We start from the raw sequence: 25,170 nt of genomic DNA on the forward strand, positions 1-25,170 counted from the left end.
GGAATCCCCGCTGCCAAGTGGCAGCGGGGATTTTTTAATGCAAACATGATTTCAGCATTTAAAAATCATTAGTAAACAGCATGAATTGTGAGTCGGTATGGATTTAATATATTGAAGCCCATGTTCCCGTATACCATAACATAGTAATTAGGGATGGTACCGTCGCTTTTTAATCCCGGTACACTAACGCCGGCGACACCGTTTATTGCATAGGAGCGAGCAACTTCAGTATATCCATTTTGGCCAGGCACTTTTTCGTAGACTGCAAAGTTATAATTAAAGTAAGAGTCAGGCGAATATAGACTGATATTATAGGAACTTGCGTTATTAGTCGGCAAGTGCCAGAAATCAAGATCGCCCATGCTGCTAATATATCCATAGTTCGTACCGTTGTCCCATTCATACAACACTGCAGTGTCAGCAGATTCATAATTATCGTTGGGTTCACTTTCATAATTCGTCAGTGCCTGAATAGTGGCTGTATCTGAATCAGGGTTCGGGCTTGGGGAATTTGCAAAGGCAGAATGAGCAGTAGCAAGAATTAATACCGTTGCGATAAATGTTGCTATGGATAATTTCTTCATTTAACTACCTCCCAAAAAACAGTTTAGGTTGGCCAACTTCCTAAATAATACCATTAAATATTAGAGATTGTAAGTTAAATATGTTAAATAGTGTCTTTATATCTACATTTTAGCGCAAATGAAAGATCGGGTTGTTTATACTTTATAGAATAGACTCTTCCCTTACCTACGGGAGATTCTTTTTTATTTTACGAAAAAAGGAACCTTTGCTCGCTTCCATGACTCTAATTAGATGAGGTGAATCGGTTGGAGCTCGAATACTTAAAGCAGATGACGGTCATGGACAGCCAGACGCTGGATAAAATCATGAATGAATATGGAAACGATGTGTGGAATTATGCGTATTTTTTGACCAAACAGCATGCCTTGGCAGACGATATTGCACAAGAAGCCTTTATTAAGGCCTATTACGGCATACATACCTTTCGCGGTCAGGCGACGCTGAAAACGTGGCTGCTTACGATCACGCGACATACGGCGTTCCGGTACAAACAGGCTTTTTTCTTTCGGAAAGTCATCCTTAAAGACAAGCTTACCGCCAGTTCGTCAAGCCGGTCAGCGGAAGCGGAATATTTGGACGAGCAGTATACGGATGAAATATGGGCAATGATTATGACTTTGCCGAGCAAGCTTAGGGAAGTATTGGTCCTGGACCTATACTATGAAATGCCGATGCATGAGATTGCGAAGCTGCTTCATATTGCGACAGGCACTGTAAAATCCAGATTGCATCGGGCCAGGAAAAAAGTACAAAAACTAATGAAGGAGAAGAACGATGAGTGAGGATAAACCAGACTGGTACAACCGTGCTAAAAAAGCTCCTTTTTCAAATGAAAAGTTCACGTCCGAAATGAAAAAAAACGTGCATAGGTCCGTGATTTTCACCGACAGCAAACCTAAACGTCGAAAGTACTTACAAGTTGGATTAGCTGGCGGGTTCATGCTTCTGATTATTTTATTTGCCTTTCAATTGCCTTATGGCAGGGACGAACAACAGAGAGCAGGGACTATGCCCCCTACTAAGGAGGAGACAATCCGGGCACAAGGCGTAACGGATGAAGGACGGTTAAACGTTATTGCAGTTGGACAGGAAAAAATAACGACATTGGGTGCACCGAGCTGCTTCGGTATCGAAACGGATCGGTCGTTTACCGGAAACTACAGCGTGCAGTATAGTACTAACCAAGTTACAAATGAAGTCACTACGCTGGAGGGGCTTACATTTATTCAACCGACATCTGCTCCGGTTGATATGATTCGCCTGCCGTTTCAAGATGCCGATGTATTTATACTCGCACCGCAATATAGGGACTGTCATGGCATACAAATCTATGCGTTCGCCGTAGAGCATGAAACGGGTAATGCCGTTCAGCTCCGATTTCAGGATGAGTCCTTGGCATCCTACTTTTCATATTATAGACCAGGTACGGCTCCCGAGGTGAAGGAGAATAAACTTGTTCTGCAGTCTACGGAGGGACCGGGAGGCGAAGGTTCGCCGGATTATAAACCTAAGCGGATGTATCGACTGGATCTTAAGCAAGGCGTTATGGTGTTGGCAAACTAGTCAGGATTATCTTCCATTATCTATATACAAAAAGCGAAGAGGTTACCATCCAAATAAGGAAGGTAACCTCTTATTCATAATTCTATGGAATTAGTGTACGTCCCTGAAGAGACCGATCACTTTCCCGAGAATCGTAACATGGTTCAAGCGCAGCGGCTCATAGGTAGGATTCTCCGGCTGCAATCGTACATGATCCTTCTCCTTATAGAAGGTCTTCACGGTTGCTTCATCTTCTTCTGTCATTGCAACGACAATGTCACCATTGTCCGCGGTTTGCTGCTGGCGAACGATGACGTAGTCACCGCTGTGAATACCGGCTTCAATCATACTGTCGCCGACTACGGACAACATGAACACTTTATCGTCGCCCACGTAATGCTGAGGGAGCGGGAAATAGTCTTCAATGTTCTCCATGGCCGTAATCGGCACGCCTGCTGTGACTTTCCCGACGACAGGCACTCTGGCTATGGTGTGCGTAAACAGATTCGCGCTCTCGGATTCTTCTTGGCCAAGCAGCTCGATCGCTCTTGGTTTCGTAGGGTCACGGCGGATCAGGCCTTTCTTCTCCAAACGGTCCAGATGACCATGGACCGTAGAACTGGAAGCTAGTCCGACAGCCTCGCCGATTTCCCGGACAGAAGGCGGGTAACCCTTGCTACGAACTTCGTTGCGGATAAACTCTAAGATCGCCAGCTGGCGGCTGGATATTTTCGACATGCCGTATCAACCCCATTTAGTAACGTTTGGGAAAATTATAACATAGAACTACCGTTCGTACAAACATAAGTTCTAAAATAAAATAGAACAAATGTTCTTTTGGGTATTGAATCAAACAAGTGTTCGTGTTAAGATGAATCCAATAGAGAACACTTGTTTGGGAGATGATGATTCCATGTTGAAATACAGTACATACCGCAGCATTTATGAGAACGTTCCGGTGGTAACAGAACAATCATCGAAGAATTGGGGCATTTACTTGAAATCGAAGATAGCTTCGATCCCTTTGAATAAACTGTTGTTCACCCTGCTAATTGTGGCCATCTTTTGGACAGGTGCATATTCCGTTTTTGCCGGTGGGACAGAGAAGCCGACTGGAGAGAAGCAGGTGATCGTTCAATATGGCGATAGCTTGTGGCGAATTGCTTCCCTTCACAAACCTGCGGATATGGATACACGCGTATATCTGGATAGCATACGAAGAATGAACGGATTGAAGGGTCCGGACATACAGGCTGGGGAAGTGCTGTCATTGCCGGTTTGGTGATTTGACGTTGCTTCAACCAATAGGCATTCATACTCCATATAATCACCACATACGGCTGGTTACTTCCTGTTTAATGACACATCATATTCTGCTTGTCAGATTGAATCATTTACGCGTAATAGCGCGTTTACAATAGATAACTATAGATTTCCTCCCCATAGACGGTATTCGTTTATGCGCATCATATATTCCTATTTGTTCTGAGAAGAGTTTGCAAGGGCTCAGTTGCCTTGACAAGCTCTTTTTCACATGTTTAAGTTATACATGATATCGAAATTGGAGGAGAAGTCATGGACATCGATACTTTGGTAGAACGCATCAATGTATTAGCAAGAAAGAAGAAGAATGAAGGGCTGACCGAGGAGGAGCTCAAAGAACGGGCCGAGCTTCGGGAAATATACCTTAACAATATTCGCAGTAACTTTAGACAACAGCTGGAATCGATTGAATGGGTTGATGAAAACGAACAAAAAGGCGGCCCGCGATTAAAGCACTAGTCGATAACCGTTCAAGGATATATATTTAGAGGATCCGTGAACAGATCGAAGGATAGCATAATACTACTTGGGGTACCGGCCATTCGGATAATCGATTACGGTTACCCCAAGTTTATATGGTTTATAAACATTTTGATTATGAGTTCAGGGGGAACCAAATGTCACGTTCATGGGAAAGAAAAGTCAGCAAAAATATGTCGCAACTTAACAAACAGCGCAAAAAGCAGGGATTGACCTCGTATCAAGGGTCTGCGATTAATGATAAGCATGACGTGTTTAAGGGACGTAAGTATGTACTTCCGTTAGTGCTTGTTGCATTGGCCGGTTTGTATGCGCTTCTCGGAACGGCAACTTCACAGGCAGCCGGCGGAAGCAATGATGTATTGAATTGGGTTGGCGTCAGCTTGTATATCCTGTTGGCGCTCATGATATTTCTCCGCAAGCCTTATTTGAAGATTGAACGGGCCTCCGTGTCGACCATGAAGTTCAACCGGGAACGCCGTCTGGCCGTATCGGATATCGAGAAGATCAAATTGGCTTCGGGTTCCGTCGTGATCCAAGGCAAGGGAAAAGCAGGCAACTGGGTGTTCTCACGAATGATGAATCTTTACGATACCAAAGCCATGGGCGAAAGATTGGAAGAGTTTGCAAAGACTCATCAAATTCCAGTGGAGCACAACTAACCCGATAGAGTAGATCACAATGTATATGAGGAGTGGGAGAGAAATGCCGATTGCTGCGGTTTTGTTTGATTTGGACGATACGTTGTTGTGGGATGAACGCAGTGTAGAAGAAGCGTTTGAAGTGACATGCCAAGCCGGAGCGGCGGAGACCGGCGTTGATGCCGGCGCGCTTTTGGCCGCGGTGCGTGAAGAAGCAAGAGCATTGTATGAATCCTATGATACTTTTGCTTTTACCAAAATGATCGGGATCAATCCGTTTGAAGGCTTGTGGGCTAATTTTACGGCTGGATCCCAGCCCGAATTCCGAAAGCTGCAAGAATTGGCTCCCGTATACCGCAAGGAATCCTGGCGTCGCGGACTTCATCGCCTTGGCGTTGATAATGAAGCGTTGGCGGAGACGTTGGCAGCGCAATTTGCTGCGGAACGCAGAACAAGACCTTACGTATATGAAGAAACCTTTGAAGTGCTGAAGGAATTACAGGGTAACGTGAAGCTGCTACTTCTAACGAACGGAAGTCCGGATTTGCAGCAGGAGAAGCTTGATGGCGTTCCGGAACTGGTCCCTTATTTTGACCACATTATTATCTCGGGTGATTTCGGCAAAGGCAAGCCGGATGTTTCCATATTCAAGCATGCACTTGATCTGTTAGGCGTCGAAGCGGATCAGGCCGTGATGGTGGGAGATAAGCTGACCACAGATATTAAAGGCGGGAATGCCGCAGGACTGCATACGGTTTGGATCAATCGGGTAGACCGGCCTCATGATCCGGCCATTCAGCCGAAGTTTGAGATCAAACATTTATCCGAGCTGCATGCTATTGTGGCGTCCTTATAAATGACGTGATCAAGAGTTCACGACTATTCTACAAGATCTATTAGCGAGATATATTAGCGTACATAGGAACAGTCCTGCCAGCATCTGATGCGATTCGGGGCTGTTTTTTTGTTGGTTGCCATGTTTGAAAGGAAAGAGGCTGTTGGCAGTGACAAACGTCACACAATTGTAAGCTGCATGAGATAGAAGTTAAAGAATAATGCGATATAATGAATTAGGAAAATGACGCTGTTTGGAATGGACCATTACGTGAATAAATCATACATAGCATGAATTCGTAAAAGAGGTGGTTGGATGACCAGGAAAAAGATGGCCTTTATTGCAGCCATGGTGTTGATGGCGGTTGCGCTTGCCGCATGCAATGACAGCAAGGCGGCGCCCAGTGATGATGTGATGGCGGAGCCGATTATCGTAGAGCTCTCTCTGACGCCAGAGAGCATTAAGGCAGGCGAGAAAGTGTTGATCGAAGCGAAGGTAACACAAGCAGGCAGCCCGGTCGAAGATGCAAACGACGTGGAATTCGAAGTGACGCTGGAAGGCGGAGGCGTTCAGGCAAAGGTTCCGGTTAAGCATGATCAAGGCGGGGTCTACAAAATGGAGAAAACCTTCGAGGAAGCAGGAACCTATCGCATCGTTTCCCATGTCACGGCTAGAGGGCAGCACTCCATGCCGCTGAAGGAATTGACGGTAACCGAGTAATACACAATACACAGCCAATAAATAAGGCAGCGCATCCATCCGTTGGGCGGATCATGCGCTGCCTTATTCCATTTTCCTATTCAGTCAACCGCTTAAGGCTTATTGAAATTGGGGATCTTCTACCGGAGTAGCTACCCAGCCGTTCTCTTCAATAAAGAGACGAACCGCGATGATCTGCTTGTTCTCCATCAGCGTGAAGAAATGAGGCGTGTTTTCCGGTACGGAGATAACGTCGCCCGGCTCAAGCTCTACGTTAAAGTAACCGACATCGTCGGAGCCTTTAATAATGAAGATCCCTTTGCCGCCAACGATCGCACGGATTTCGTCTTCCGAGTGGGTGTGAACTTCTTCGAATTTTTTAAGCAGGTCCTCTATATTGGGCGTGGACTCGGAAAGCGTGATGACATCCCAGATTTTGTAGCCGCGTCTTGCAGCCAGGTCGCGAATTTCTTCGTCAAAAATGTCCAAAATGCGCTGCTTATCTTCATCACTCAGCTTGAAATTTTCTTGAAGATCTGCCGGGAGTTTATCCATATTCCAATGCTCATAAACAACCTCTTGGTTATTCAGGAATTCCCGAACATTTTCTTCCCCAGTAATGCGTTCGTTCGTGTTGCGAATCACGATTTCTGCCATAGCTTTAACCCTCTTTCTCCCGTTGGATTAATATGTATTATAGCCCCCCTCACAGCATTTGTCATCTGCAAATGTTGATTTGTACCGATAGCTGCGCAATATTTCGACTTTTCTATTGAAAAGTATTCTGATACACTAAGATTTAACGTTTTCGGGGGAGGTTTATGAGTTGAACAAGCCTAGCTTACAAGAAGTGCTTAAAGAACGAATATTAATTCTTGACGGTGCCATGGGCACGATGATCCAGCAAGAGGACCTCTCGGCTGAAGATTTTGGCGGCCCGGAGCTGGATGGCTGCAATGAAATGCTGGTCATTCATCGGCCCGACGTCATTCAAAAAATACATGAACAATATCTTGAAGCAGGTGCCGACCTGATTGAAACCAATACATTTGGCGCAACCTCCGTTGTGCTTGCTGAATACGATATACCTGAACTTGCCCGGGAAATCAACCTGAAAGCGGCTCATCTGGCCCGCGCTGCAGTTGAGAAATATTCCACGCCGGACAGCCCGCGATATGTCGTGGGAGCGATGGGTCCGACAACCAAGACGCTGTCGGTTACCGGCGGCGTGACCTTCGCCGAATTGATTGAGAGTTACGAGGAGCAAGCCGTGGCCTTGATTGAAGGCGGCGTGGATGCCCTGTTGCTCGAGACGTCGCAGGATACGCTAAACGTGAAAGCGGGGAGCATTGGGATTCGACAAGCGTTTGATAAGACAGGCGTCACCCTTCCCATCATGATATCCGGCACAATCGAACCGATGGGAACAACGCTTGCGGGACAGAACATCGAGGCGTTTTACATTTCTTTGGAACACTTGAATCCGGTATCCATCGGCCTGAACTGTGCAACGGGTCCGGAGTTCATGCGCGACCATATCCGTTCCTTGTCCGAAATGTCGAGAAGCGCGATCAGCTGTTATCCGAATGCGGGTCTGCCTGACGAGAATGGTCAATACCATGAATCTCCTGAATCGCTTGCCCAAAAGATGGGGGCTTTTGCTGAAAAAGGTTGGCTTAACATCGCTGGAGGATGCTGCGGTACGACACCTGACCACATCCGGGCTTTAAAACAAACGATGGATGGCTTCACCCCACGTCCGCTTGAGGGTGGGCACTTGCCGGCATTGTCCGGCATCGAGCCGGTATATATCGAGCAGGAAAACCGCCCGTATATGGTGGGCGAGAGAACAAATGTTCTGGGTTCGCGCAAATTTAAGCGTTTGATCGTGGAAGGAAAATATGAGGAAGCCTCCGAGATCGCTCGTGCTCAAGTCAAGAATGGCGCCCATGTCATTGATGTATGCGTACAGGATCCGGACCGCGAAGAAGCCGAGGATATGATCCAATTCCTGGAGCTGGTGGTCAAAAAGGTGAAGGTGCCGCTGATGATCGATACAACCGATCCGGCGGTCATTGACTTGGCCTTGCAATATTCGCAAGGGAAAGCGATCATTAACTCCATTAACCTTGAAGACGGCGAGGAGAAATTTGAGCATGTGACTCCGTTGGTGCACAAATACGGCGCTGCGGTCGTCGTAGGGACCATCGATGAGAGCGGTCAAGCGATTCATCGCGACGACAAGCTTAAGGTGGCGCAGCGGTCTTATGATCTCTTGGTGAACAAATACGGCATTTCGCCTGAAGATATTATTTTCGACACGCTTGTGTTCCCTGTAGGTACGGGTGACGAGCAGTACATCGGATCAGCCAAGGAAACGATTGAGGGCATTCGCATGATAAAAGAAGCCATGCCCAAAGTGCATACGATCCTCGGCATCAGCAACGTTTCCTTCGGATTGCCGGAAGCGGGCCGTGAAGTGCTGAACTCCGTGTATCTGTACGAATGCACGAAGGCCGGATTGGACTACGCAATCGTGAACACGGAAAAGCTCGAGCGTTATGCCTCCATTCCGGAGGAAGAGCGGCGTCTGGCGGAGGATCTGATTTATCGAACCAATGATGAGACGCTGGCGGCATTCGTCGCCGCGTTCCGGCATAAAAAGGTAGAGAAGAAGGTAAAGGTATCCAATCTGACGCTGGAAGAAAGACTTGCCTCTTATGTGGTGGAAGGCTCCAAGGAAGGACTGATTCCCGATTTGGATGAAGCCTTGACCAAATACGGCGCGCTGGAGATCATCAATGGCCCGCTAATGGCAGGGATGACCGAGGTTGGTCGCTTGTTTAACAACAACGAGCTCATTGTGGCGGAGGTGCTGCAAAGCGCCGAAGTGATGAAAGCCTCCGTGGCGTATTTGGAATCCTTTATGGAGAAAAACGAGTCGTCGGTCAAAGGGAAAATCATGCTGGCCACCGTGAAGGGCGACGTCCATGATATCGGTAAAAACCTGGTGGAGATCATCTTGTCCAACAATGGTTACCAAATCATTAATTTGGGTATAAAAGTACCACCGGAGCAAATTATCGAGGCTTACCGGCGGGAGCAGCCTGACGCCATCGGGTTATCCGGTTTGTTGGTCAAATCGGCACAGCAGATGGTATCCACCGCCCAGGACTTGAAAAACGCGGGCATTAGCGTTCCGATCATGGTTGGCGGGGCTGCGTTGACGCGGAAGTTCACGAAGACGCGCATCCGCCCCGAATATGACGGAATGGTGCTCTACGCGAAAGACGCGATGGACGGGCTTGCATTGGCCAACCAGCTGAGCGATCCGGTGCTGCGGACCCAAATGGCTGAAGAGATTAAGGCGGAGCAGGAAGCGGATGCAGCGGCACCACAGGTTGTAAAAGTAATGCCGAAGCTGTCTGAAGGACTCCGATCCAAAATATCGACCGAAGCCCCGGTGTATATACCGCCGGATATGGAGCGGCATGTGCTCCGGAATTATCCGATTTCGCACATCCTGCCTTATATCAACATGCAGATGCTGTTGGGACATCATCTAGGCCTTAAAGGATCCGTGGAACAGCTGCTCAAAGCGAATGATCCGAAGGCGGTATCGCTTAAGGAAACCGTTGACGGTATTCTGGAAGAGGCAGTTCAATCGGGAATCATACAGGCACATGCCATGTACCGTTTCTTCCCGGCGCAGTCGCGAGGAAATGATATTATCATATACGATCCAAAGGATGCATCGAAAATATTGCATACCTTTACGTTTCCAAGACAGCAGGTGGAGCCGTATCTGTGCTTGGCGGACTTCCTGAAATCCGTAGAGAGCGGGGTGATGGATTACGTCGGGTTCCTGGTCGTTACGGCAGGGCACGGCGTCGGGAAATTGTCCGGGGAATGGAAGGATAAAGGCGACTATCTCCGTTCCCATGCACTTCAGTCGGTTGCCCTGGAAACGGCTGAAGGGCTGGCAGAGCGAATTCACCATATGATGCGGGATACGTGGGGATACCCCGATCCGGCAGACATGACGATGAAACAGCGCCTGGGAGCGAGATACCAAGGCATTCGCGTATCCTTCGGATATCCGGCATGCCCGGATCTGGAGGATCAGGAGCCTTTATTCAAATTGATGCAGCCAGAAGATATCGGCGTTCATCTTACCGAGGGTTTCATGATGGAACCGGAGGCGTCGGTATCCGCGATGGTGTTCAGCCATCCGGAGGCTCATTATTTTAACGTGGATAAAGCTTAACATTTGAATACCGGTACAGCCGGTTTGAAATCCTCCGAATGTTTCGGGGGATTTCTCCGGTTTACAACCGAAAGGGGAGAAGAGGGATGGAACTCTATTTTCTAGGAACAAATGCGGGGGTTCCGACGCTGCAGCGTAACGTGACCTCGATTGCACTGCGAATGCTGGAAGAACGAAGAAGTCTGTGGCTGTTTGATTGTGGAGAAGGCACGCAGCATCAAATATTAAAGTCCCCGCTCAAGCTGTCCAAGCTTGAAAAGGTATTCATTACCCATATGCATGGTGATCATGTATTCGGTTTGCCAGGTTTGCTATCCAGCCGAGGTGCCCAAGGGGTAACATCACCCCTGACGATATATGGTCCCCCAGGCATCAAAGTCTTCATTGAAACTACGCTGAGCATCAGCCAATCGCGCGTCCCTTATACGATGGAGGTCATCGAGCACACCGGTGGCGTGTTGTTTGAGGACGATAATTTCCTCGTGGAATCGGCCAAGCTGGATCACAGGGCCGAGAGTTACGGCTACCGTGTCGTGGAGAAGGATCTCCCCGGCAGTCTGGACCTGAAACGGTTGGCGGACTATGGACTCAAGCCAGGGCCGCTCTATGGCAAGCTGAAAAGAGGGGAAAGCGTGGAACTCGGCGACGGCCGATGGATTCATGCCTCGGATGTGCTCCTGACACCGAAAAAAGGGAGGGTGGTCACGATTCTCGGGGATACGCGGCCATGCGCAGGCGTGGAGGCTTTGGCCAAGGACGCGGATCTCCTGGTCCATGAGGCCACGTTCATGGAGGATTTGTCGGAGCTCGCGCACGAATACTATCACAGTACCGCCAAACAGGCGGCGGAAGCGGCTAAACGGGCTGGGGTAAAAGCGCTGTTCTTGACCCACTTCAGCTCCCGGTATAAAGATATCGATCATTTACAGCCGCTGCTAAACGAAGCGCGGGAGATATTTGCGAATACGCGATTGGCGGAGGATTTCGGGTTGTATCCTATCCAGCGTCGTTCCTAGGCAGCGGTGAATTACGTGGAAATATCGGGTGGTCGGGGGCATTATTTTCCGGGAAAGCGCAGGATGCGACAAAGCGGTTCATAAACGCTAAGACTTGGACAGTCTTCGATTTCTTTCGACGCGTCGACCGTCAGAATGAAGCGATCGGCATGAACCTTGCAACCGGTAATGGGCTTCTTTACAATAATACTATCGGTATTTCTAAGTTCATTATAGTAAAGGACAGCTGAATGCCTGCAGCCATACATATATTAAGGATGATTAACCCTTACAACACGGCCTTGAATGGTCACCTTTTCATCAGATGAATCATTTATGCCGTGAAGGAAAGAAATAAAGAAGGTGCATTTATTCATGGAAAAACCAAAAGGATTGCTGATTGACCTGGACGGAACGCTGTACCATGGCCGGAATCGAATCGAGGGGGCTGACCTGCTGATCGAGCGGTTGAAAGAAATGCAGATTCCGTTCCTGTATGTAACGAACAATTCTTCGCGCACGCCGGAGCAGGTGGCGGCTCACCTGATGGAGATGGGGATTCCTGCCTTGCCGGAGGAAGTATGCACATCCTCCCTCGCTGCAGCTAAATATATCGCTGAGGAGTCGCCCGGTGCCAAGGTGGCGATGCTCGGCGAAGAGGGACTTCGCGAAGCGCTGTTGTCCGCTGGCCTTACCATCGTGGAGCAGTCCCCTGAATACGTCATTCAAGGAATCGACCGCTCGTTTGATTACGATAAGTTGACCCGTGCCGTTCGCTGGATTCAGGAGGGAGCTGTGTCGATCTTGACCAATCCGGATCTGCAGCTGCCATCCGATACCGGCCTGATGCCTGGTGCTGGTTCGCTTGGGGCTTCGATCGAGGCCGCTTCGGGAGTTAAGCCGACGGTTATCGGTAAGCCGTCCTCGATCTTGATGAAGTATGCCTCGGATCGCTTGGGTTTGGCTCCGGAAGAAACTTATGTAATCGGAGATAATATTCGTACGGATATTGCCGCTGGCGTGCATGCCGGCTGCAAGACGGTCCTCGTCATGACCGGAATCACGACCGATCGCAATATGGAAGCGCATATGGAAGCCGCCGGCGTCACGCCAGACTATATTTGCCGGGATTTGAGCGAAGTGATCAGCCTGCTGTGTTCATGATAAGCAAAAGTATTATACATAAACTTGTGTGTTGACGAAAGGGAAGATGAATCATGCCGGAACTGCCGGAAATGGAGAATTACCGAAGATTGTTATCTCAGAGCATTCTGAATGTGCCGATCACCGATGTGGTCGTGAACCGTGAAAAATCCTTGAATGTGACGATTGACGAGTTTACTTCGGCCCTGAAGGGAAGCAAGGTCATTTTTGTGGAGCGGAGAGGCAAACATCTCATATTCCATTTGCATAACGGAGGCAGACTCCTGCTGCATCTGATGCTGGGGGGCATTTTGTATCTGGGACGCAGGGATGATGAGGAGCGCCCTTCCCGTTCGACCCAGGTCGAGATCACGTTCGGTGACCAGGTGCTGTATTTTATCGGCCTTCGCCTGGGTTATCTGCATTTTCTAACAGCGAGGGAAACCGAGAACGCCCTAAAAGACCTTGGTCCTGAGCTTCTGGATCGGCGAATGACCAAAGCGCGTTTCGTCGAACTGATTGGAAAACGGCGGGGCGCCTTAAAAACGACGTTGGTCAATCAACAAGTCGTCGCCGGCATCGGCAACTGTTATGCGGACGAGATCGCTTTTGATGCCCGAATCCACCCGCTATCCAAAATTCAGGATTTGCCGGAGGAGTCACTAGAGCAGCTGTACGACAGCACCGTCAAAGTGATGCACGAGGCGACGGACGGCGGAGGATACATGGAAATGCCCTTTCAGGAAGGGGATGTGCTGACAGGTGCTTATAACGACGAATGCAAAGTGTACGATCGTGAAGGAGAGCCCTGCGTTCGCTGCGGTACGCCGATCGTGAAGGCGGAGCACGCCTCGCGCAAAGTTTTCTTTTGCCCGAATTGCCAGCATGAAGTCTAAAGTCCGGATTGGAAGCCATGTCAGCACACGGGGCGGATTTCTTGCGGCAGCACAGCATGCAGCCGGGATCGGTTCACTGGCGTATCAGTATTTCCCGAAAAATCCGCGCAGTCTTCACTTGAAGACGCCGGATGTCCGCAATGCCGCCGCATGCGCCAAGTTTTGTCAGGAACAAGGGCTTGTTTCGATCGCGCACACACCGTATCCGACGAATATGGCGGTTGGCTTAACCCGGGGCGAAGCGTTTTACCAGTTGACCGTAGATTCCCTCAAGAACGATCTCATGATTGCCGAGGCTTGCGGATCGCTGGGTATCGTGGTTCATTTTGGGCATCTCAAGAGCGAGAATGTCCTTGAAGGGTATCAGAATATTATTCGCTGCATGAATGATGTGTTGTCTTCCTGGACGGGCAGGGCCAAGTTGCTGATCGAGAATCAGGCGGGAGACCATGGGTCCATGGGGATGACGCTAGAAGAGAGCGTGAAGGTTAGACAGCTTGCCGATTATCCGGAAAAAATAGGCTTTTGTCTGGATACCTGCCACTTGTTTGCCGCCGGAGGCTGGGACTTATCGAATACGGATGAGCTCCTTGCCAGAGGCAAGGAGCTAGCCTATTGGGAATCGGCGGTAGCCGTTCATTTAAACGATTCGAAATATGGAGCCGGCTCAAGAAAAGATCGCCATGCCCGCATCGGGCAAGGCATGATAGGAACAGAAGCATTGAAGCGCTTGGTTCTGGCACCGGAACTTGCGGGTAAGGCATTTGTCCTGGAAAGTGAAAAAGGAGCTGACGGCACGCATCGGGAAGACATCGCCAAGGTGCTGTCCTGGTCCTGATAGGGAGAGGGTAGGATGATTCATCTTTATTTAGACGACTGGCGCCCCAATCCGAAAGGATTCGCGCTGGCTCGAAACGGGGAAGAATGTTTGCTGATGCTCCGTGAATGCGAAGTGGACGTTCTGTCGCTTGATTTCGAACTCGGGCATGGCCAAATGAACGGCGGCGACGTCGTTGCGGCCATGATTGCCGAGAATCTACAGGCTAATGAAATATATTTGCACACCTCAAGCCCGTCGGGCAGAAGAAAAATGTATGAGCTGCTGTATGAGCACATGCCAAAAAGCGTCAAGGTCCACAATGGACCGATGCCCGAATCCGTGCTGCGGGAAGTCGCCCAAGGTTCAAGATGATTGAGGTTACGCAGCGCGAACTGTTGGAGAGGCTGGAATGGCAGGAGCGTCTGATGAAGCGTGACGCGAAGGCGGATCCTGTCATCGTTTTTTTGCATACGCCATTATGCGGTACTTGCGCGGCAGCGCGTAAGATGCTGGATGTCGTGGAGTTTGTGGTGCCCGATGTACAGATGCTGGCAGCGGACGTGAATTTCCTTCCGGGCATCGTGGAACGGTATCAAATTCGAAGCGTTCCGGCGCTGCTCGCGATCCCATCAAGCCCTGGCGCAAACGCTGAAGTGCTTTACCGGATGGGCTCCGTGCAGGATATCGTCAGTTTTGTAAGGAGCGTGAAGCCATGATTTCTTTGCAGCACCTGTCGCTCATTCGGGGGAACCGCCACATTTTGGATGATGTCAGCATTGAAATGAAGCCGGGTGAAAATTGGGTGATCCTGGGCAGGAACGGATCCGGCAAAACGACGCTGCTGGAAATGATGACGGGATATAAGTTCCCTTCCAGTGGACACGTAGAAGTGCTGGGCCATGTATACGGCCAATGTGACGTTCGGGAGGTTCGTAAATCCATCGGTTATATCAGCCAATCGCTGCTGGAGAAATTGACGCTGAGCGACCCGGTGTGGGAGGTTGTGGCAACAGGGGCGTATGCCTTTTTACGCTTTTATCAGGACATTCCGGAAGAGGCCAGAAGTTTAGCCTACAGCCTGCTGAACGAAATGGATTTCGGCCGTTTGGCGGTGCTGCCTCTCGGGACCTTGTCCCAAGGGGAACGGAAAAAAGTGATGCTGGCACGCTCCCTTATGGCCAATCCGAAGATTCTGATTATGGATGAACCGTGTGCCGGTTTGGATTTGTATGAACGGGAGAAGATGCTGCATGAGATTGACCGGCTGAGGCAGCGTAATATTACGGTCGTGTACGTCACGCATCATGTCGAGGAGATTGTCCCTTTATTTACTCATGTGGCGCTTATTAAAGACGGGCGGTTGACGGCCGCGGGACGCAAAGATGAAGTATTAAACCATGAACTTATCAAACAAACTTATGATATCGACGCTCAGCTGGAATGGGATGGCGGACGTCCCTGGATCAAAGTTATTTCTGGAGGTTAATCCGTTTGGACGAATTAAACGTAATGCAGGAACATGAGGAACAGAATCAGAACCATCGGGATTTTCACAGTAAATGGGTATGCACAGCAAATCATGGTTTCGCTCCGTATGCCCAGGAAGAGCTGCGCCGGATGTTTGGCAGCCTAAAAAGCACCATGATGATGCCAGGCGAGGTGTTTTTGATGACACTCGGCAGCTCCGAAGCTGAGGCTAAGCGGCTGATTACGTCAAAGCCGCCTATTTTCCTGCGGCATCTCTTTCCGGTACAATGGGAAATCGCGGCCGAATCCGTAGACGCAGCGCTGCAATTGACAGCAGATCATGTGCTGAAGCGGGAGGAGATTAGCCAAAGCCGCGCATCCATCCAAATCCGCAAGACGGAGAACAGCTCATGGACTGAGAGCCCCGCAGCCCTTCGGGACGATTTGCAGCTTCGCTTGGCACCGCTTGAGCTGGAATACACGGTCCAGGCACCCGAATGGATCATTTCACTATTCGCTGCTGACAATGTCTGGTATGCCGGTGTGTCGCGTCCGGAGGACAATCTGTCGGATTGGAACGGAGGCGCGGTCCGTTTTCAGCGGGAAGAGGGTCAAATCTCAAGAGCCAAATTTAAGCTGCTTGAAGCCGAGAAGCAGTTCGGGATACCCTTCGATACGTTCCGCAAGGCTGTCGATATCGGAGCAGCGCCTGGAGGCTGGACATCCTTTTTATTGGAACGCGGCTTGCAGGTTACGGCGGTAGATCCGGCGAAAATGCACCCCTCCCTGGATGGGCATAAAAACCTGCGTGTCATCCATAAAAATGCTGCGGACGTAACGTTTAGAGAGCATGAATTCGATCTGCTGGTATGCGATATGAGCTGGAGCCCCAAACTGATGGCCCGAATGGTGACCGGGCTGCTGCACAGCCTTGAAACGGGCGGCACGGCCGTCGTTACGGTTAAGCTGCTGACCAAGAAGCCAATGGCATTGGTGAAGGAGATCATGTCGGTATTTGAAGCGTCCAGAATGCAGATTCAGGGAGCGAAGCAGTTGTTCCATAATCGGGACGAGATTACGCTTTATATGATTAAGTATTAAAAAAGCCTTTACAAGTTCAAGTGTTTTGTTCTATAATGATTCCAAAATTAACCAACGGCAACTAAAGGGAAAGCATCCCGCTATGATCACGTTTCAGTGATAGAGCGGAGTGCTTTCCTTTTTTTGTTGTGCTTGTAAGTCAGAGGAGAGGGCATTGAGATGAATCAGCCTTGCAAATTGGTGCATGGGGATGTATTGGGTGAGCGTTACGTCATTGACCGCGTCATCGGCGAAGGGGGCATGAGCTGTGTATATCTGGCCGAAGATCTGAAGCTGCCTGGGAAGCAATGGGCGGTGAAGGAGACTTTGTCTGAACCGGGTATGCAGCGCACCGTTCAGGATGAGGCACAGCTTCTGATTAAACTGAGCCATCCGCGTCTGCCGCGCATCGTCGATTTTTTTCGTGATGAGGACAACGGCTATACCTATTTGGTTATGGATTACATTCAAGGCATGACATTGGAAAAATATTTCCGGGGTTACCGTGGAAACGTGAATCCGGACTTCATCATGGAGCTGACAGAGCAGCTGCTGGACGTCCTGGAGTATCTTCACCTTCACGAGCCCCAAGTCATATTCAGGGATTTAAAGCCTTCGAACATCATGCTGACCGATCAGCTGGAAGTCCGACTCATCGATTTCGGAATCGCGAGAAGCTACAAGTATGATAGCGGCGAGGATACGGTCAAGCTCGGCACGGTCGGATTTGCGGCACCGGAGCAATACGGAGGCAGGCAAAGCGATGCCAGATCGGATTTGTACGGATTGGGGGCGCTTCTGCTTTATCTCTCGACCGGCGGCAAATTCAGCGAATGGATCACGGGAGTGGAGCGCCATATTCGCGGCGATTTGCCAAGAGAGTTAGTGCCGGTTATCCGAAAGCTGCTTCAATATGCTCCGGAGCATCGATATCAATCGACAGCTGAAGTTCGGTCCGCGCTGAAGCGGCAGCATTCGATTTCCGCGAATCTATCTGCGGTCCAAACCAGCACGGTGCCCGGGACGCTTGTTGCGGCCGTACTAGGTGCATCGTCCGGCGTAGGAACCACGCATAGCTGCATCGCCTTCGGACATTTCCTTGCTTCAAGGTACGGAAAGGTAGCCGTCGTTGAAATGAGCGCCAAATCCACCTCGTTCAGCCGCATACAGGAAATAGCGGAGGGCGGAAGGCTCGGCTCTATCCGCAAATTCGAGATTAACGGGATCCACTTTTGGCGCCAAACAGCGAGGACGGAAGTGATTTCGCTGCTCGGGGGCAGTTACGATGCGGTTGTATTGGATTTGGGGGCGTACAGGGACAGCGAAAGGCTGGAGGAATTCCTGCGGGCCGATCTGCCGATTGTTATCGGGTCGGGAGCGGAGTGGAGGCGGCATGATGTGGCAACGCTGGCCCGAATGCTGTCCAGGCACCCGCAGCCGGGCCGGATCTATGCCCTGCCCCTTGCCGGAGAAGAAACGATTCAGGAGATGAGGAAAACGCTAGGCACGAATAAGGTTTATGCCTTACCCCTGCAATTGGACCCTTTCGAAATACCTGACAGCAGTCGGCAGGCGTTCGCCCGGCTCTTTCAGGACTACTTGCCGCAGGCTGAACGGAAGCGAAGATTCAGGTTTTTAAAGAATTGACCGCATTTGAACTGAAGGAGATGAAGCCATGCCGATTATCAGGAGGCGAAGCCGCAAACTGATATTTGCCGGACTTGCCGGCGCAGCCGTAACTGGGGCTGTATGTGCCGGCGCCATGTTGTATTATGTGCACGGCTCTAAAGAACAGCGGCACGTGGAGCGCACCCAATACGAGCAGCGAATCGCGGAGCTTGAAGAGACCCAGCTGCAGCAGCTCAATTCGATGCAGGCGGCATGGGTCCCGGTAAGAGATATTCCGCCTGGTCATTTCATTGAGGCCAAGGACATCAAGGAAGTGCGTTTGCCGTATGACGGCACGTCCGGCAATCTCTTTTCGGGCAGGGAAGAGATCGCGGGGAAGGGCGCCAAGATCGAGCTGCTTCAGGGAATGCCGATTACCGGCGCGATGCTCTTTGAAGAGGAGCCGACTCGGCCCGATCTCCGTCACCGGGAGATGAAATCCGTATATCTGCCAAGCGACTTGCGCAAGGGGGATGTCATTGATGTTAGAGTCCAGTTTCCAACCGGACAGGATTACATCGTTTTATCCAAAAAGAAGATTGACAGGCTCCAAAATCCGGCATTTTGGACAACGTTAAGCGAGCAGGAAATCTTATTGCTCTCCAGCGCATTGGTTGACGCTTATCTGCATGATGCTACGCTCTATGCGCTTACCTATGTAGAACCCGAGCTGCAAGAGAGAGCGATTCCGAACTATCCGCCGAACGCGGAGGTGACGAAGCTGATTGCAAGCAACCCGAATATCGTGAAGAAAGCCGAGAAGCAATTGGAGCTTACGCTCCGAAACACGCTGGAAGATGATTTAAGCAAACTCCAGCCGAGTCAGCAGGCGCAAGTGTCCGACATGCCTCCTAATTCCGCCTATGCTGGCGGAGCCAGGAGTCCGGATTCTTGGAGCCCGGCATCCCATATAAATCCCCCTGCAAAATCCGCTACCGGAACGAGTTCCGATGGCATTCTCCCGGACGATGACGTGAATACGGAGGTTACGCTTCGGGAAGAGAAGGCTTCGGAGGCCGAGCAGATTTTGGGGTCAACCGGGAGGATAGATTCCCAGAACGGCAGTGATAAGACACCGCCAGAGGCTGATTTCATATTTTCGAGTCCGTAGAAATGACAACGTGAGCCCCGGAGAACAGTTGGTAAGTGAAGGAGTGTAACCAAAGTGAAGAGGTGGATATTTTCGGGCATCTGTGACAAGAGCGATATGCTCCTATACATGTGCAAAATACTAGCCAATGGAGACAGCAGGGTGCTGCTCGTCGATGGCGCGATAGATGCGAAGTACAGACATTGCATTAGCGTAATGCATCCACAGCTGCCGGTCATGGAGTTTGCCGGTTTCGACGTGGCAACAGGATTTGGGAGTTATACGTCACTGATGGATTATCTGGAAGAAATGAATGAGAAGAAATATGACTATATTGTGATGGACGTGGAGAAGCCGCAATTTATGGACAAGGATCAGTGGGATACGGCGGATGCCCATGTTTGGGTCAGCGGATTCGAAGTAACGGGATTGCGAAAGAGCGCGGCCTTGCTGGATGAACTAAGAGCCGCAAGAACAGATGACCCGCTGCCGCCTTTCCATCGCGTATACGTACAGGTTATCGAAGACCTGGCGGACGGGTCCTATATTGAAGGCTTTATGGAGGATAGCCGGATTCAATGGCTGGGCCCCCCTGTGAAGATGCCTTGGGATGAGTTGTTTTTTGCGCTGAAAATAAAAAATGAACATGCAGGTAGACTGGGCATCAAGCCATTGTCACGACAGTATAAGCGGTCGCTTACCGAACTGATTCGGATCCTGACGGAGATGGAGCAGCGGCATATCCGCCGGGCGTTTAGGCAAGCGGGAAGGAGGCATGCATGAGTCTGATTGCTGTATGGAGCCCATTAAAAAGCGGGAGCGGCAGCACGCTGTTGGCCGCATGTTTACCGATCGTATTGGCGTTTGAATACCAGGTCAAAGTGCTGCTTGCCCATGGTGGACAAGCAGGAGAACGAGTGGAACAGGCCTTTGCGCTGAAGGAGGAAGCGTTCGATTATATGGCGGCGTTTCAGGATACCGGATTGGATGCCCTCGAACGGCTCAATGCAAGCGGGAGGCTGAATCCGGATAATGTCCGCAATTATGCCCTGCCGCTGCTGTCTGATCGGCTAGATCTTTTGTGCGGACCGAAGCCGACGTCGGCCAATGATTTCAGTTCTGCTAGACTTGCGGAAGGCGTGAATCGGACGGAACTAATGTTCAAGGTCTTGGCGTCCTCCAAACGAAGTTATGACGTTACCGTAGCGGATGCCGGCAATGGTGTTCCCCGAGCTGCGGATCGTGCAATACTTCAAGCGGCAGACTTGATCATCGTTGGATTGAATCAGAATTTGCATGTCCTGAAGAGAGAGCTTGAGAAGGAAAGACTTCCTCCGGAGCTGAAGGAAAAAGACTGCTTGTACATGATCGGCAAATATGATCGGGAGAGCAGCTGCACACTGCAAAATATGAAGCGCCGCTTTGGAATCAAAACGATGGCGGTTGGCGTTCCGTATTGCTCCCGCATGACGGATGCATGGAATATGAGTTCGATTATTCCCTACATGCAGCGCAACCGTGGGGGCGCGGACCTGAAAGGTTTGAATTCACTGTATAATGCCGTCCGTCACCTGGCTGATGCGTCGGCTGAACAGCTCGGACTTCCGTCCGGCCGTTCGAAAGCGGGGGGCCTGCATGCTTTTGGGTAATGCCTTGAACACGATGTGGATCATCATCCTGGTTTTGTTAGTCTTGCTGTTTGTCTATCTGCGTTATATGGATACCCGTAAACCGGCGGCTGCTTTAACGCGGGGCTCGGATCCCTATTCGATCGAAGCCATGACGGCATTTGTTAAGGAAAGCCTGCATCAGCTGACGCACAGCCAATTGTCTGATTTAGGGCTGCACGAAGAAGCGTATCGCCGCAGGCTGAACAAGCGGAGCGAGTTGCGAAGCGCGCTCAAGGGCTGCGTATCCGGTGATGCGATGGACAAGGCGTACGTTAAGGATTTTTTAAAGCAGCTGCTTGTCAAGGATTTGGGATTGAACGAGTCCAACATTGATGCAGCCATTCCGTTTGAAAGCCTAACCGAATTAACGGCCCAGGATCAATTCGAGATTCTCTTGTACCTGTACCAGCAGCGGCACGGGGAGGATGCTTTATCCGTACTTCTGGAGACATACGATCTTGCGCGGCCTCGCGTCATTCCCGGTTACGGGGAGGGCAGCGTTTATGCGGTTACCGCGGAAGACATTGCTTATATTTATGAGTCAGAGCAGCGTCCGCTTCTGTTTCAGGAGAAGCTGGATATCGTCGTTCAGCGCATTTATCAGCAGTACAAAGGATTTTCCGTCGTGGATGAAATCAGGGATCAGCGGATTGACGGGATCAGTGGGGGAGTCAGCGGCGTTCCCGTCGACCGCGACAGCGGACAGGATACCTTTTACGGACCGGATGATTTTTTGGGGCTAGGTCTTTCGAATGCCGAATTGCCTGCATCAGGCTGTGAGAGCGTTTGGATTTTTTACCGGGGTGTTTCGCTTCATCTTGCTTTTTTATCGTTTGGTTCGATGCTGGAGCTTAAGCGGGTATGTCAAAACATATACAAATATAATCATCCGGGACAGCTGTCGGAAGCCAGCGGTTACAAAGTGAATGAGATGAAGGATGGCTCCAGGGTTGTTGTGGTAAGGCCACCGTTTGCCGAATCCTGGGCATTTTTTGTACGCAAGTTCGATTTGCCCAAGGCTACGCTTGATCAATTGATTACGGGGAGCGGCTCCGAGCTGGTGATCGGTTTATTGAAATATTTGATGAGAGGCAGCCGGATTACGGCGATTACCGGTGCTCAAGGATCAGGAAAAACCACGCTGCTGATGGCAATGGTTGGCCATATCTATGCCTCCTATACCCTCCGGGTTCAGGAGATGGCCTTCGAGCTCCACTTAAGGAAAATCTACAGCCGCAGGAACATTCTCAGCTTCAGGGAAACGGAGCATATCAGCGGACAGGCAGGGCTGGATCTGCAGAAGAAAACGGACGGTACGGTCAATATCCTTGGTGAGGTTGCCAGCGACGAGGTTGCGTCATGGATGATACAGATGTCTCAAGTAGCAAGTCTGTTTACCGTATTTACCCATCATGCCAAGACATTCAGGGATTTGGTTCAATCCCTGCGCAACTCCCTGCTCAAGAGCGGCGCGTTCAGGCAAGAGCACATTGCCGAGCAGCAGGTGGTCAGCGTGATCAACTTTGACATTCATTTGAGAAGAGACGCTTTCGGAAACCGTTACATAGAGCGAATTACAGAGTGCATTCCGGTGGATAAGGGGGCGCTGCCGCAATTCGAAGCTTCTACGGAAAACAATTGGAAGAGCAGCATGGAGGAGTATTTTCATTTAAGTGCAGAGCATATGCGGAGACTGAACGAGGACCGCTGCTATGTGTCCCGCAATGTGATTGAATACCGGGACGGTGCATATATTGCTTGCGCCAAACTATCCGAAATCAGCATTCGCGAAATGACCGAGCAGATGCATCCGGAGGATGCGGAGGAATTCAGAATATTTCTGGACTCGGGCTGGGGGGAACAACGTGGCCTCTAAAGACGTGTTAATCCTAATATTCATTACATCCCTGACGCTGTTCTCGATTACGTTCGGTTTGGTGTCGTGGATGTCCAGAAGACGAGGAAACCGTGGGAATTTTGCCGGAAGGTTCGATGCGGGTGAAGGAAAGCCGTTTCGCGGTATATACCGCCAATGGTTCCAATTGGCTTATATGTATGGAGTGAAACTCCCGCTCGTCCAATCGTATATCAAACGGATCAGGCAGAGAATCGCGATCATCCATCCTTACGATGAAATTTCGCTTCGGTATGAGACGGTGAAGCTTGCTTGCGCGATTACAGGGATTATCGGGTTAACTGCCCTGCTGCTGATATGGAGTCATCCGGACCTGGGATTTATCGTGATAGTCATCCTTGCCGCCGTGGTTATTAACAATATGCTTGTTGAGATGTTCATTAACCGGCTGGAGCGCAAGCTGCTTGTTCAATCGGTTGAATTGTTCTCCCTCGTCCGTCATCACTATCAGCAGCATGGAATGGTCGAGGAGGCTTTGTATGAAGGGGCAGAGACTTCGGGACATGAAATCTCCATACATGCCCATCGGATCTATAATGCCCTCGTATCCCAAGATCCTAATGATGAGCTGGAGCGATATTATGAGGTAGCGCCTAACCGGTATTTAAAGGCGTTTGCGGGCATTTCCCATCTGGTGATGGAGTTTGGCGATCATGCGAGAAAACAAGGCTCTATTTATCTTCTTGGGCTCAGCGGATTGACCAAGGAAATCCAATTGGAAATATTGCGAAGAGACAAGCTTGATTACTTGATGAAGGGTTTGAATGCAATTGCGCTGGCCCCGGTTTTTTTTACGAAACCGATCGAACGGTGGGCGAGAAGCAGTTTTCCGTCAATGGATGAGTTTTACATGAGCAAGCTCGGATTTGTGACCAAGATATCCATTTACGTCATTATCCTGATTTCTTACATCCTGCTCCAGAAGCTCCAGCAAAATCGGGAAACCGATTACCGGGCAGTAGCACGGAAAGTGACGTGGGAAGAAAGAATGTACCGAATTCCTATTATTCGCTGGCTTGTAGGGATCATGACCCCGATCCCAGGCACGATGAAATATGACAGCCGGGTTCGGCTGCTGAAGGAGAGCAATGCGAAAATCAAATTCGAGTGGCTGTATATCAGAAGGGTAACGTTTTTTTTCCTCGGTTTCTTTTTAGCGCTGTCGCTGGCCGTTGGACTGCATGTACAGTCTAGGCATCATTTGTTATATGTCCCCGTTCCATTAAATCATTCTCTGTTCGGACAGATGAATGATGTTGAGCGCTTGCAGGCAGAGGAGACTGCACGGCGGGATCGGGTGATCATGGAGCAGCTGCAAATGTCAACGAAAGCAACGCATGACCAGATCCAACAGGCCGTAAGAGATACAGATTCTGTTGGTTTGGCCAAGGAACAAATTGAGATTGCAGCCGATCGAATCATGACCAAGCTGAATCGGTATGATAGCGAGTATTTGAAGTGGTGGGAGCTGCTGCTCTCCTTCATGGCAGGTATTGCAGGTTATGGGGCGCCACTGTGGCTGCTGTATTTTCACCGGAAAGTGCGAAACATGGAAATGCGGCATGAAGTATATCAATTTCAGACGGTCATATCGATCCTGCGCGGTATGGAGCGAATCACGGTTGAAGTTATATTGGAATGGCTTAACCGGTTCGCCGTTATTTTCAAGGTTCCCATTCAAAAAAGCCTGCTTCACTATGAACATGGCGCGCAGTTGGCTTTACTGGAGCTGAAGGAAGACGTCTGGTTACCCGAATTTCAACGGTTGGTGGACAAGCTGATCCTTGCGGTGGATAAAGTTCCGATCAAGGACGTATTCGACGATCTCGACGGGGAGATGATATTCAGCTTCGAGCAGCGCAAGCAGGAATATGAAGCGATGATCGACACGAAAGCCGCATGGGCGCGGATGATCGGTTTTACTCCGATGTATGCGCTGATCTTTATGTATCTTGTCATTCCGCTGATCGGCATGAGTTTCTCCCAAATGGAAACGTATTATGAGCAAATTCAACGACTTTGAAGTAATACAAGGCCTGAGCACTACTGAAACG

General features: G+C 50.0%; 25 protein-coding genes. 22 read left to right on the plus strand and 3 right to left on the minus strand.

All coding sequences use genetic code 11. The annotated features are described in order from the left end of the window. Positions 1-68: 68 nt before the first annotated feature. Complete coding sequence (locus GYMC10_RS11815) at positions 69-584, minus strand: hypothetical protein (protein WP_015734666.1); 516 nt, start codon at positions 582-584, stop codon at positions 69-71. A gap of 246 nt (positions 585-830) precedes the next feature. Here GYMC10_RS11815 and GYMC10_RS11820 point away from each other — a divergent pair, with 246 nt between their 5' ends. Continuing rightward, complete coding sequence (locus GYMC10_RS11820; protein ID WP_015734667.1) at positions 831-1,367, plus strand: RNA polymerase sigma factor; 537 nt, start codon at positions 831-833, stop codon at positions 1,365-1,367. Beyond that, positions 1,360-2,148 carry a hypothetical protein gene (locus tag GYMC10_RS11825; protein ID WP_015734668.1) on the plus strand — a complete coding sequence of 263 codons (789 nt, stop codon included), beginning with the start codon at positions 1,360-1,362 and terminating at the stop codon, positions 2,146-2,148. Before GYMC10_RS11820 ends, GYMC10_RS11825 begins: the two co-directional genes overlap by 8 nt. Positions 2,149-2,238: 90 nt before the next feature. On the opposite strand, the gene lexA is transcribed toward GYMC10_RS11825, so the two are convergent. Next, the gene (gene lexA / locus GYMC10_RS11830) at positions 2,239-2,865 is read right to left on the minus strand and encodes a transcriptional repressor LexA (protein WP_009596010.1); all 627 of its coding nucleotides are present in this window, start codon (positions 2,863-2,865) and stop codon (positions 2,239-2,241) included. A gap of 175 nt (positions 2,866-3,040) precedes the next feature. On the opposite strand from lexA, the gene GYMC10_RS11835 reads away from it, so the two are divergent. The 5 genes from GYMC10_RS11835 (at position 3,041) to GYMC10_RS11855 (ending at position 6,126) form a co-directional block, all read left to right on the plus strand. After that, positions 3,041-3,412: a LysM peptidoglycan-binding domain-containing protein gene (locus tag GYMC10_RS11835; RefSeq protein ID WP_015734669.1), complete on the plus strand. Its 372-nt coding sequence runs from the start codon at positions 3,041-3,043 to the stop codon at positions 3,410-3,412. A gap of 290 nt (positions 3,413-3,702) precedes the next feature. Beyond that, a complete protein-coding gene (locus GYMC10_RS11840) occupies positions 3,703-3,909 on the plus strand; it encodes a DUF896 domain-containing protein (RefSeq protein WP_015734670.1) in 207 nt (68 codons plus the stop codon). A 158-nt stretch (positions 3,910-4,067) separates the two neighbouring features. Next, positions 4,068-4,592 (plus strand): hypothetical protein, encoded by a 525-nt coding sequence (locus GYMC10_RS11845; RefSeq protein WP_009596012.1) that lies wholly within the window; start codon positions 4,068-4,070, stop codon positions 4,590-4,592. A gap of 43 nt (positions 4,593-4,635) precedes the next feature. Beyond that, on the plus strand, positions 4,636-5,427 hold the full coding sequence (locus GYMC10_RS11850; protein WP_015734671.1) for an HAD family hydrolase: 792 nt from the start codon (positions 4,636-4,638) through the stop codon (positions 5,425-5,427). Positions 5,428-5,721: 294 nt separating this feature from the next. Then, entirely contained in the window at positions 5,722-6,126 is a 405-nt protein-coding gene (locus tag GYMC10_RS11855) for a FixH family protein (RefSeq protein WP_015734672.1), read from the plus strand. Between the two features lie 99 nt (positions 6,127-6,225). Here GYMC10_RS11855 and GYMC10_RS11860 read toward each other — a convergent pair whose 3' ends face one another. Next, on the minus strand, positions 6,226-6,762 hold the full coding sequence (locus tag GYMC10_RS11860; protein ID WP_015734673.1) for a cupin domain-containing protein: 537 nt from the start codon (positions 6,760-6,762) through the stop codon (positions 6,226-6,228). Between the two features lie 169 nt (positions 6,763-6,931). Here GYMC10_RS11860 and metH point away from each other — a divergent pair, with 169 nt between their 5' ends. The 15 genes from metH to GYMC10_RS11935 all read left to right on the plus strand — a co-directional run bounded on the left by metH (position 6,932) and on the right by GYMC10_RS11935 (position 25,139). Further along, entirely contained in the window at positions 6,932-10,372 is a 3,441-nt protein-coding gene (gene metH, locus GYMC10_RS11865; protein WP_015734674.1) for a methionine synthase, read from the plus strand. A gap of 86 nt (positions 10,373-10,458) precedes the next feature. After that, positions 10,459-11,388: a ribonuclease Z gene (gene rnz / locus GYMC10_RS11870; RefSeq protein ID WP_015734675.1), complete on the plus strand. Its 930-nt coding sequence runs from the start codon at positions 10,459-10,461 to the stop codon at positions 11,386-11,388. A gap of 354 nt (positions 11,389-11,742) precedes the next feature. After that, positions 11,743-12,531 (plus strand): TIGR01457 family HAD-type hydrolase, encoded by a 789-nt coding sequence (locus tag GYMC10_RS11875; RefSeq protein ID WP_015734676.1) that lies wholly within the window; start codon positions 11,743-11,745, stop codon positions 12,529-12,531. Positions 12,532-12,584: 53 nt separating this feature from the next. Beyond that, on the plus strand, positions 12,585-13,406 hold the full coding sequence (locus GYMC10_RS11880; RefSeq protein WP_015734677.1) for an Fpg/Nei family DNA glycosylase: 822 nt from the start codon (positions 12,585-12,587) through the stop codon (positions 13,404-13,406). Next, entirely contained in the window at positions 13,396-14,244 is an 849-nt protein-coding gene (locus GYMC10_RS11885; protein ID WP_015734678.1) for a deoxyribonuclease IV, read from the plus strand. Before GYMC10_RS11880 ends, GYMC10_RS11885 begins: the two co-directional genes overlap by 11 nt. A gap of 15 nt (positions 14,245-14,259) precedes the next feature. After that, entirely contained in the window at positions 14,260-14,598 is a 339-nt protein-coding gene (locus GYMC10_RS11890; RefSeq protein ID WP_015734679.1) for a cyclic-phosphate processing receiver domain-containing protein, read from the plus strand. Beyond that, on the plus strand, positions 14,595-14,942 hold the full coding sequence (locus GYMC10_RS11895; RefSeq protein ID WP_015734680.1) for a thioredoxin family protein: 348 nt from the start codon (positions 14,595-14,597) through the stop codon (positions 14,940-14,942). The genes GYMC10_RS11890 and GYMC10_RS11895 overlap by 4 nt, the downstream gene beginning before the upstream one ends. Continuing rightward, a complete protein-coding gene (locus GYMC10_RS11900) occupies positions 14,939-15,712 on the plus strand; it encodes an ABC transporter ATP-binding protein (RefSeq protein WP_015734681.1) in 774 nt (257 codons plus the stop codon). The genes GYMC10_RS11895 and GYMC10_RS11900 overlap by 4 nt, the downstream gene beginning before the upstream one ends. Positions 15,713-15,717: 5 nt before the next feature. Next, positions 15,718-16,794 (plus strand): SAM-dependent methyltransferase, encoded by a 1,077-nt coding sequence (locus GYMC10_RS11905; RefSeq protein WP_015734682.1) that lies wholly within the window; start codon positions 15,718-15,720, stop codon positions 16,792-16,794. Positions 16,795-16,953: 159 nt separating this feature from the next. Continuing rightward, positions 16,954-18,420, plus strand: coding sequence for a serine/threonine protein kinase (locus GYMC10_RS11910; protein ID WP_015734683.1), 1,467 nt, complete (start codon positions 16,954-16,956; stop codon positions 18,418-18,420). 28 nt (positions 18,421-18,448) lie between these two features. Further along, positions 18,449-19,552, plus strand: a complete 1,104-nt coding sequence (locus GYMC10_RS11915) for an SAF domain-containing protein (protein WP_015734684.1) — start codon at positions 18,449-18,451, stop codon at positions 19,550-19,552. Between the two features lie 54 nt (positions 19,553-19,606). After that, the gene (locus GYMC10_RS11920) at positions 19,607-20,314 is read left to right on the plus strand and encodes a hypothetical protein (RefSeq protein ID WP_015734685.1); all 708 of its coding nucleotides are present in this window, start codon (positions 19,607-19,609) and stop codon (positions 20,312-20,314) included. Continuing rightward, positions 20,311-21,180, plus strand: coding sequence for a hypothetical protein (locus tag GYMC10_RS11925; protein ID WP_015734686.1), 870 nt, complete (start codon positions 20,311-20,313; stop codon positions 21,178-21,180). Before GYMC10_RS11920 ends, GYMC10_RS11925 begins: the two co-directional genes overlap by 4 nt. Next, positions 21,167-23,077, plus strand: a complete 1,911-nt coding sequence (locus tag GYMC10_RS11930) for an ATPase, T2SS/T4P/T4SS family (protein ID WP_015734687.1) — start codon at positions 21,167-21,169, stop codon at positions 23,075-23,077. Before GYMC10_RS11925 ends, GYMC10_RS11930 begins: the two co-directional genes overlap by 14 nt. Beyond that, entirely contained in the window at positions 23,067-25,139 is a 2,073-nt protein-coding gene (locus tag GYMC10_RS11935) for a hypothetical protein (protein WP_015734688.1), read from the plus strand. Before GYMC10_RS11930 ends, GYMC10_RS11935 begins: the two co-directional genes overlap by 11 nt. Positions 25,140-25,170: the final 31 nt, after the last annotated feature.

It is taken from the genome of Paenibacillus sp. Y412MC10 (genome assembly GCF_000024685.1).
In the GTDB taxonomy this organism is placed as follows: Bacteria; Bacillota; Bacilli; order Paenibacillales; family Paenibacillaceae; genus Paenibacillus_AQ; species Paenibacillus_AQ lautus_A.

Coding starts and splice junctions, on each gene's coding strand:
- GYMC10_RS11815 (WP_015734666.1), bottom strand. CDS start 584: ATGAAGAAATTATCCATAGCAACATTTATCGCAACGGTATTAATTCTT.
- GYMC10_RS11825 (WP_015734668.1), top strand. CDS start 1,360: ATGAGTGAGGATAAACCAGACTGGTACAACCGTGCTAAAAAAGCTCCT.
- lexA (WP_009596010.1), bottom strand. CDS start 2,865: ATGTCGAAAATATCCAGCCGCCAGCTGGCGATCTTAGAGTTTATCCGC.
- GYMC10_RS11835 (WP_015734669.1), top strand. CDS start 3,041: ATGTTGAAATACAGTACATACCGCAGCATTTATGAGAACGTTCCGGTG.
- GYMC10_RS11840 (WP_015734670.1), top strand. CDS start 3,703: ATGGACATCGATACTTTGGTAGAACGCATCAATGTATTAGCAAGAAAG.
- GYMC10_RS11845 (WP_009596012.1), top strand. CDS start 4,068: ATGTCACGTTCATGGGAAAGAAAAGTCAGCAAAAATATGTCGCAACTT.
- GYMC10_RS11850 (WP_015734671.1), top strand. CDS start 4,636: ATGCCGATTGCTGCGGTTTTGTTTGATTTGGACGATACGTTGTTGTGG.
- GYMC10_RS11855 (WP_015734672.1), top strand. CDS start 5,722: ATGACCAGGAAAAAGATGGCCTTTATTGCAGCCATGGTGTTGATGGCG.
- GYMC10_RS11860 (WP_015734673.1), bottom strand. CDS start 6,762: ATGGCAGAAATCGTGATTCGCAACACGAACGAACGCATTACTGGGGAA.
- rnz (WP_015734675.1), top strand. CDS start 10,459: ATGGAACTCTATTTTCTAGGAACAAATGCGGGGGTTCCGACGCTGCAG.
- GYMC10_RS11875 (WP_015734676.1), top strand. CDS start 11,743: ATGGAAAAACCAAAAGGATTGCTGATTGACCTGGACGGAACGCTGTAC.
- GYMC10_RS11880 (WP_015734677.1), top strand. CDS start 12,585: ATGCCGGAACTGCCGGAAATGGAGAATTACCGAAGATTGTTATCTCAG.
- GYMC10_RS11885 (WP_015734678.1), top strand. CDS start 13,396: ATGAAGTCTAAAGTCCGGATTGGAAGCCATGTCAGCACACGGGGCGGA.
- GYMC10_RS11890 (WP_015734679.1), top strand. CDS start 14,260: ATGATTCATCTTTATTTAGACGACTGGCGCCCCAATCCGAAAGGATTC.
- GYMC10_RS11895 (WP_015734680.1), top strand. CDS start 14,595: ATGATTGAGGTTACGCAGCGCGAACTGTTGGAGAGGCTGGAATGGCAG.
- GYMC10_RS11900 (WP_015734681.1), top strand. CDS start 14,939: ATGATTTCTTTGCAGCACCTGTCGCTCATTCGGGGGAACCGCCACATT.
- GYMC10_RS11910 (WP_015734683.1), top strand. CDS start 16,954: ATGAATCAGCCTTGCAAATTGGTGCATGGGGATGTATTGGGTGAGCGT.
- GYMC10_RS11915 (WP_015734684.1), top strand. CDS start 18,449: ATGCCGATTATCAGGAGGCGAAGCCGCAAACTGATATTTGCCGGACTT.
- GYMC10_RS11925 (WP_015734686.1), top strand. CDS start 20,311: ATGAGTCTGATTGCTGTATGGAGCCCATTAAAAAGCGGGAGCGGCAGC.
- GYMC10_RS11930 (WP_015734687.1), top strand. CDS start 21,167: ATGCTTTTGGGTAATGCCTTGAACACGATGTGGATCATCATCCTGGTT.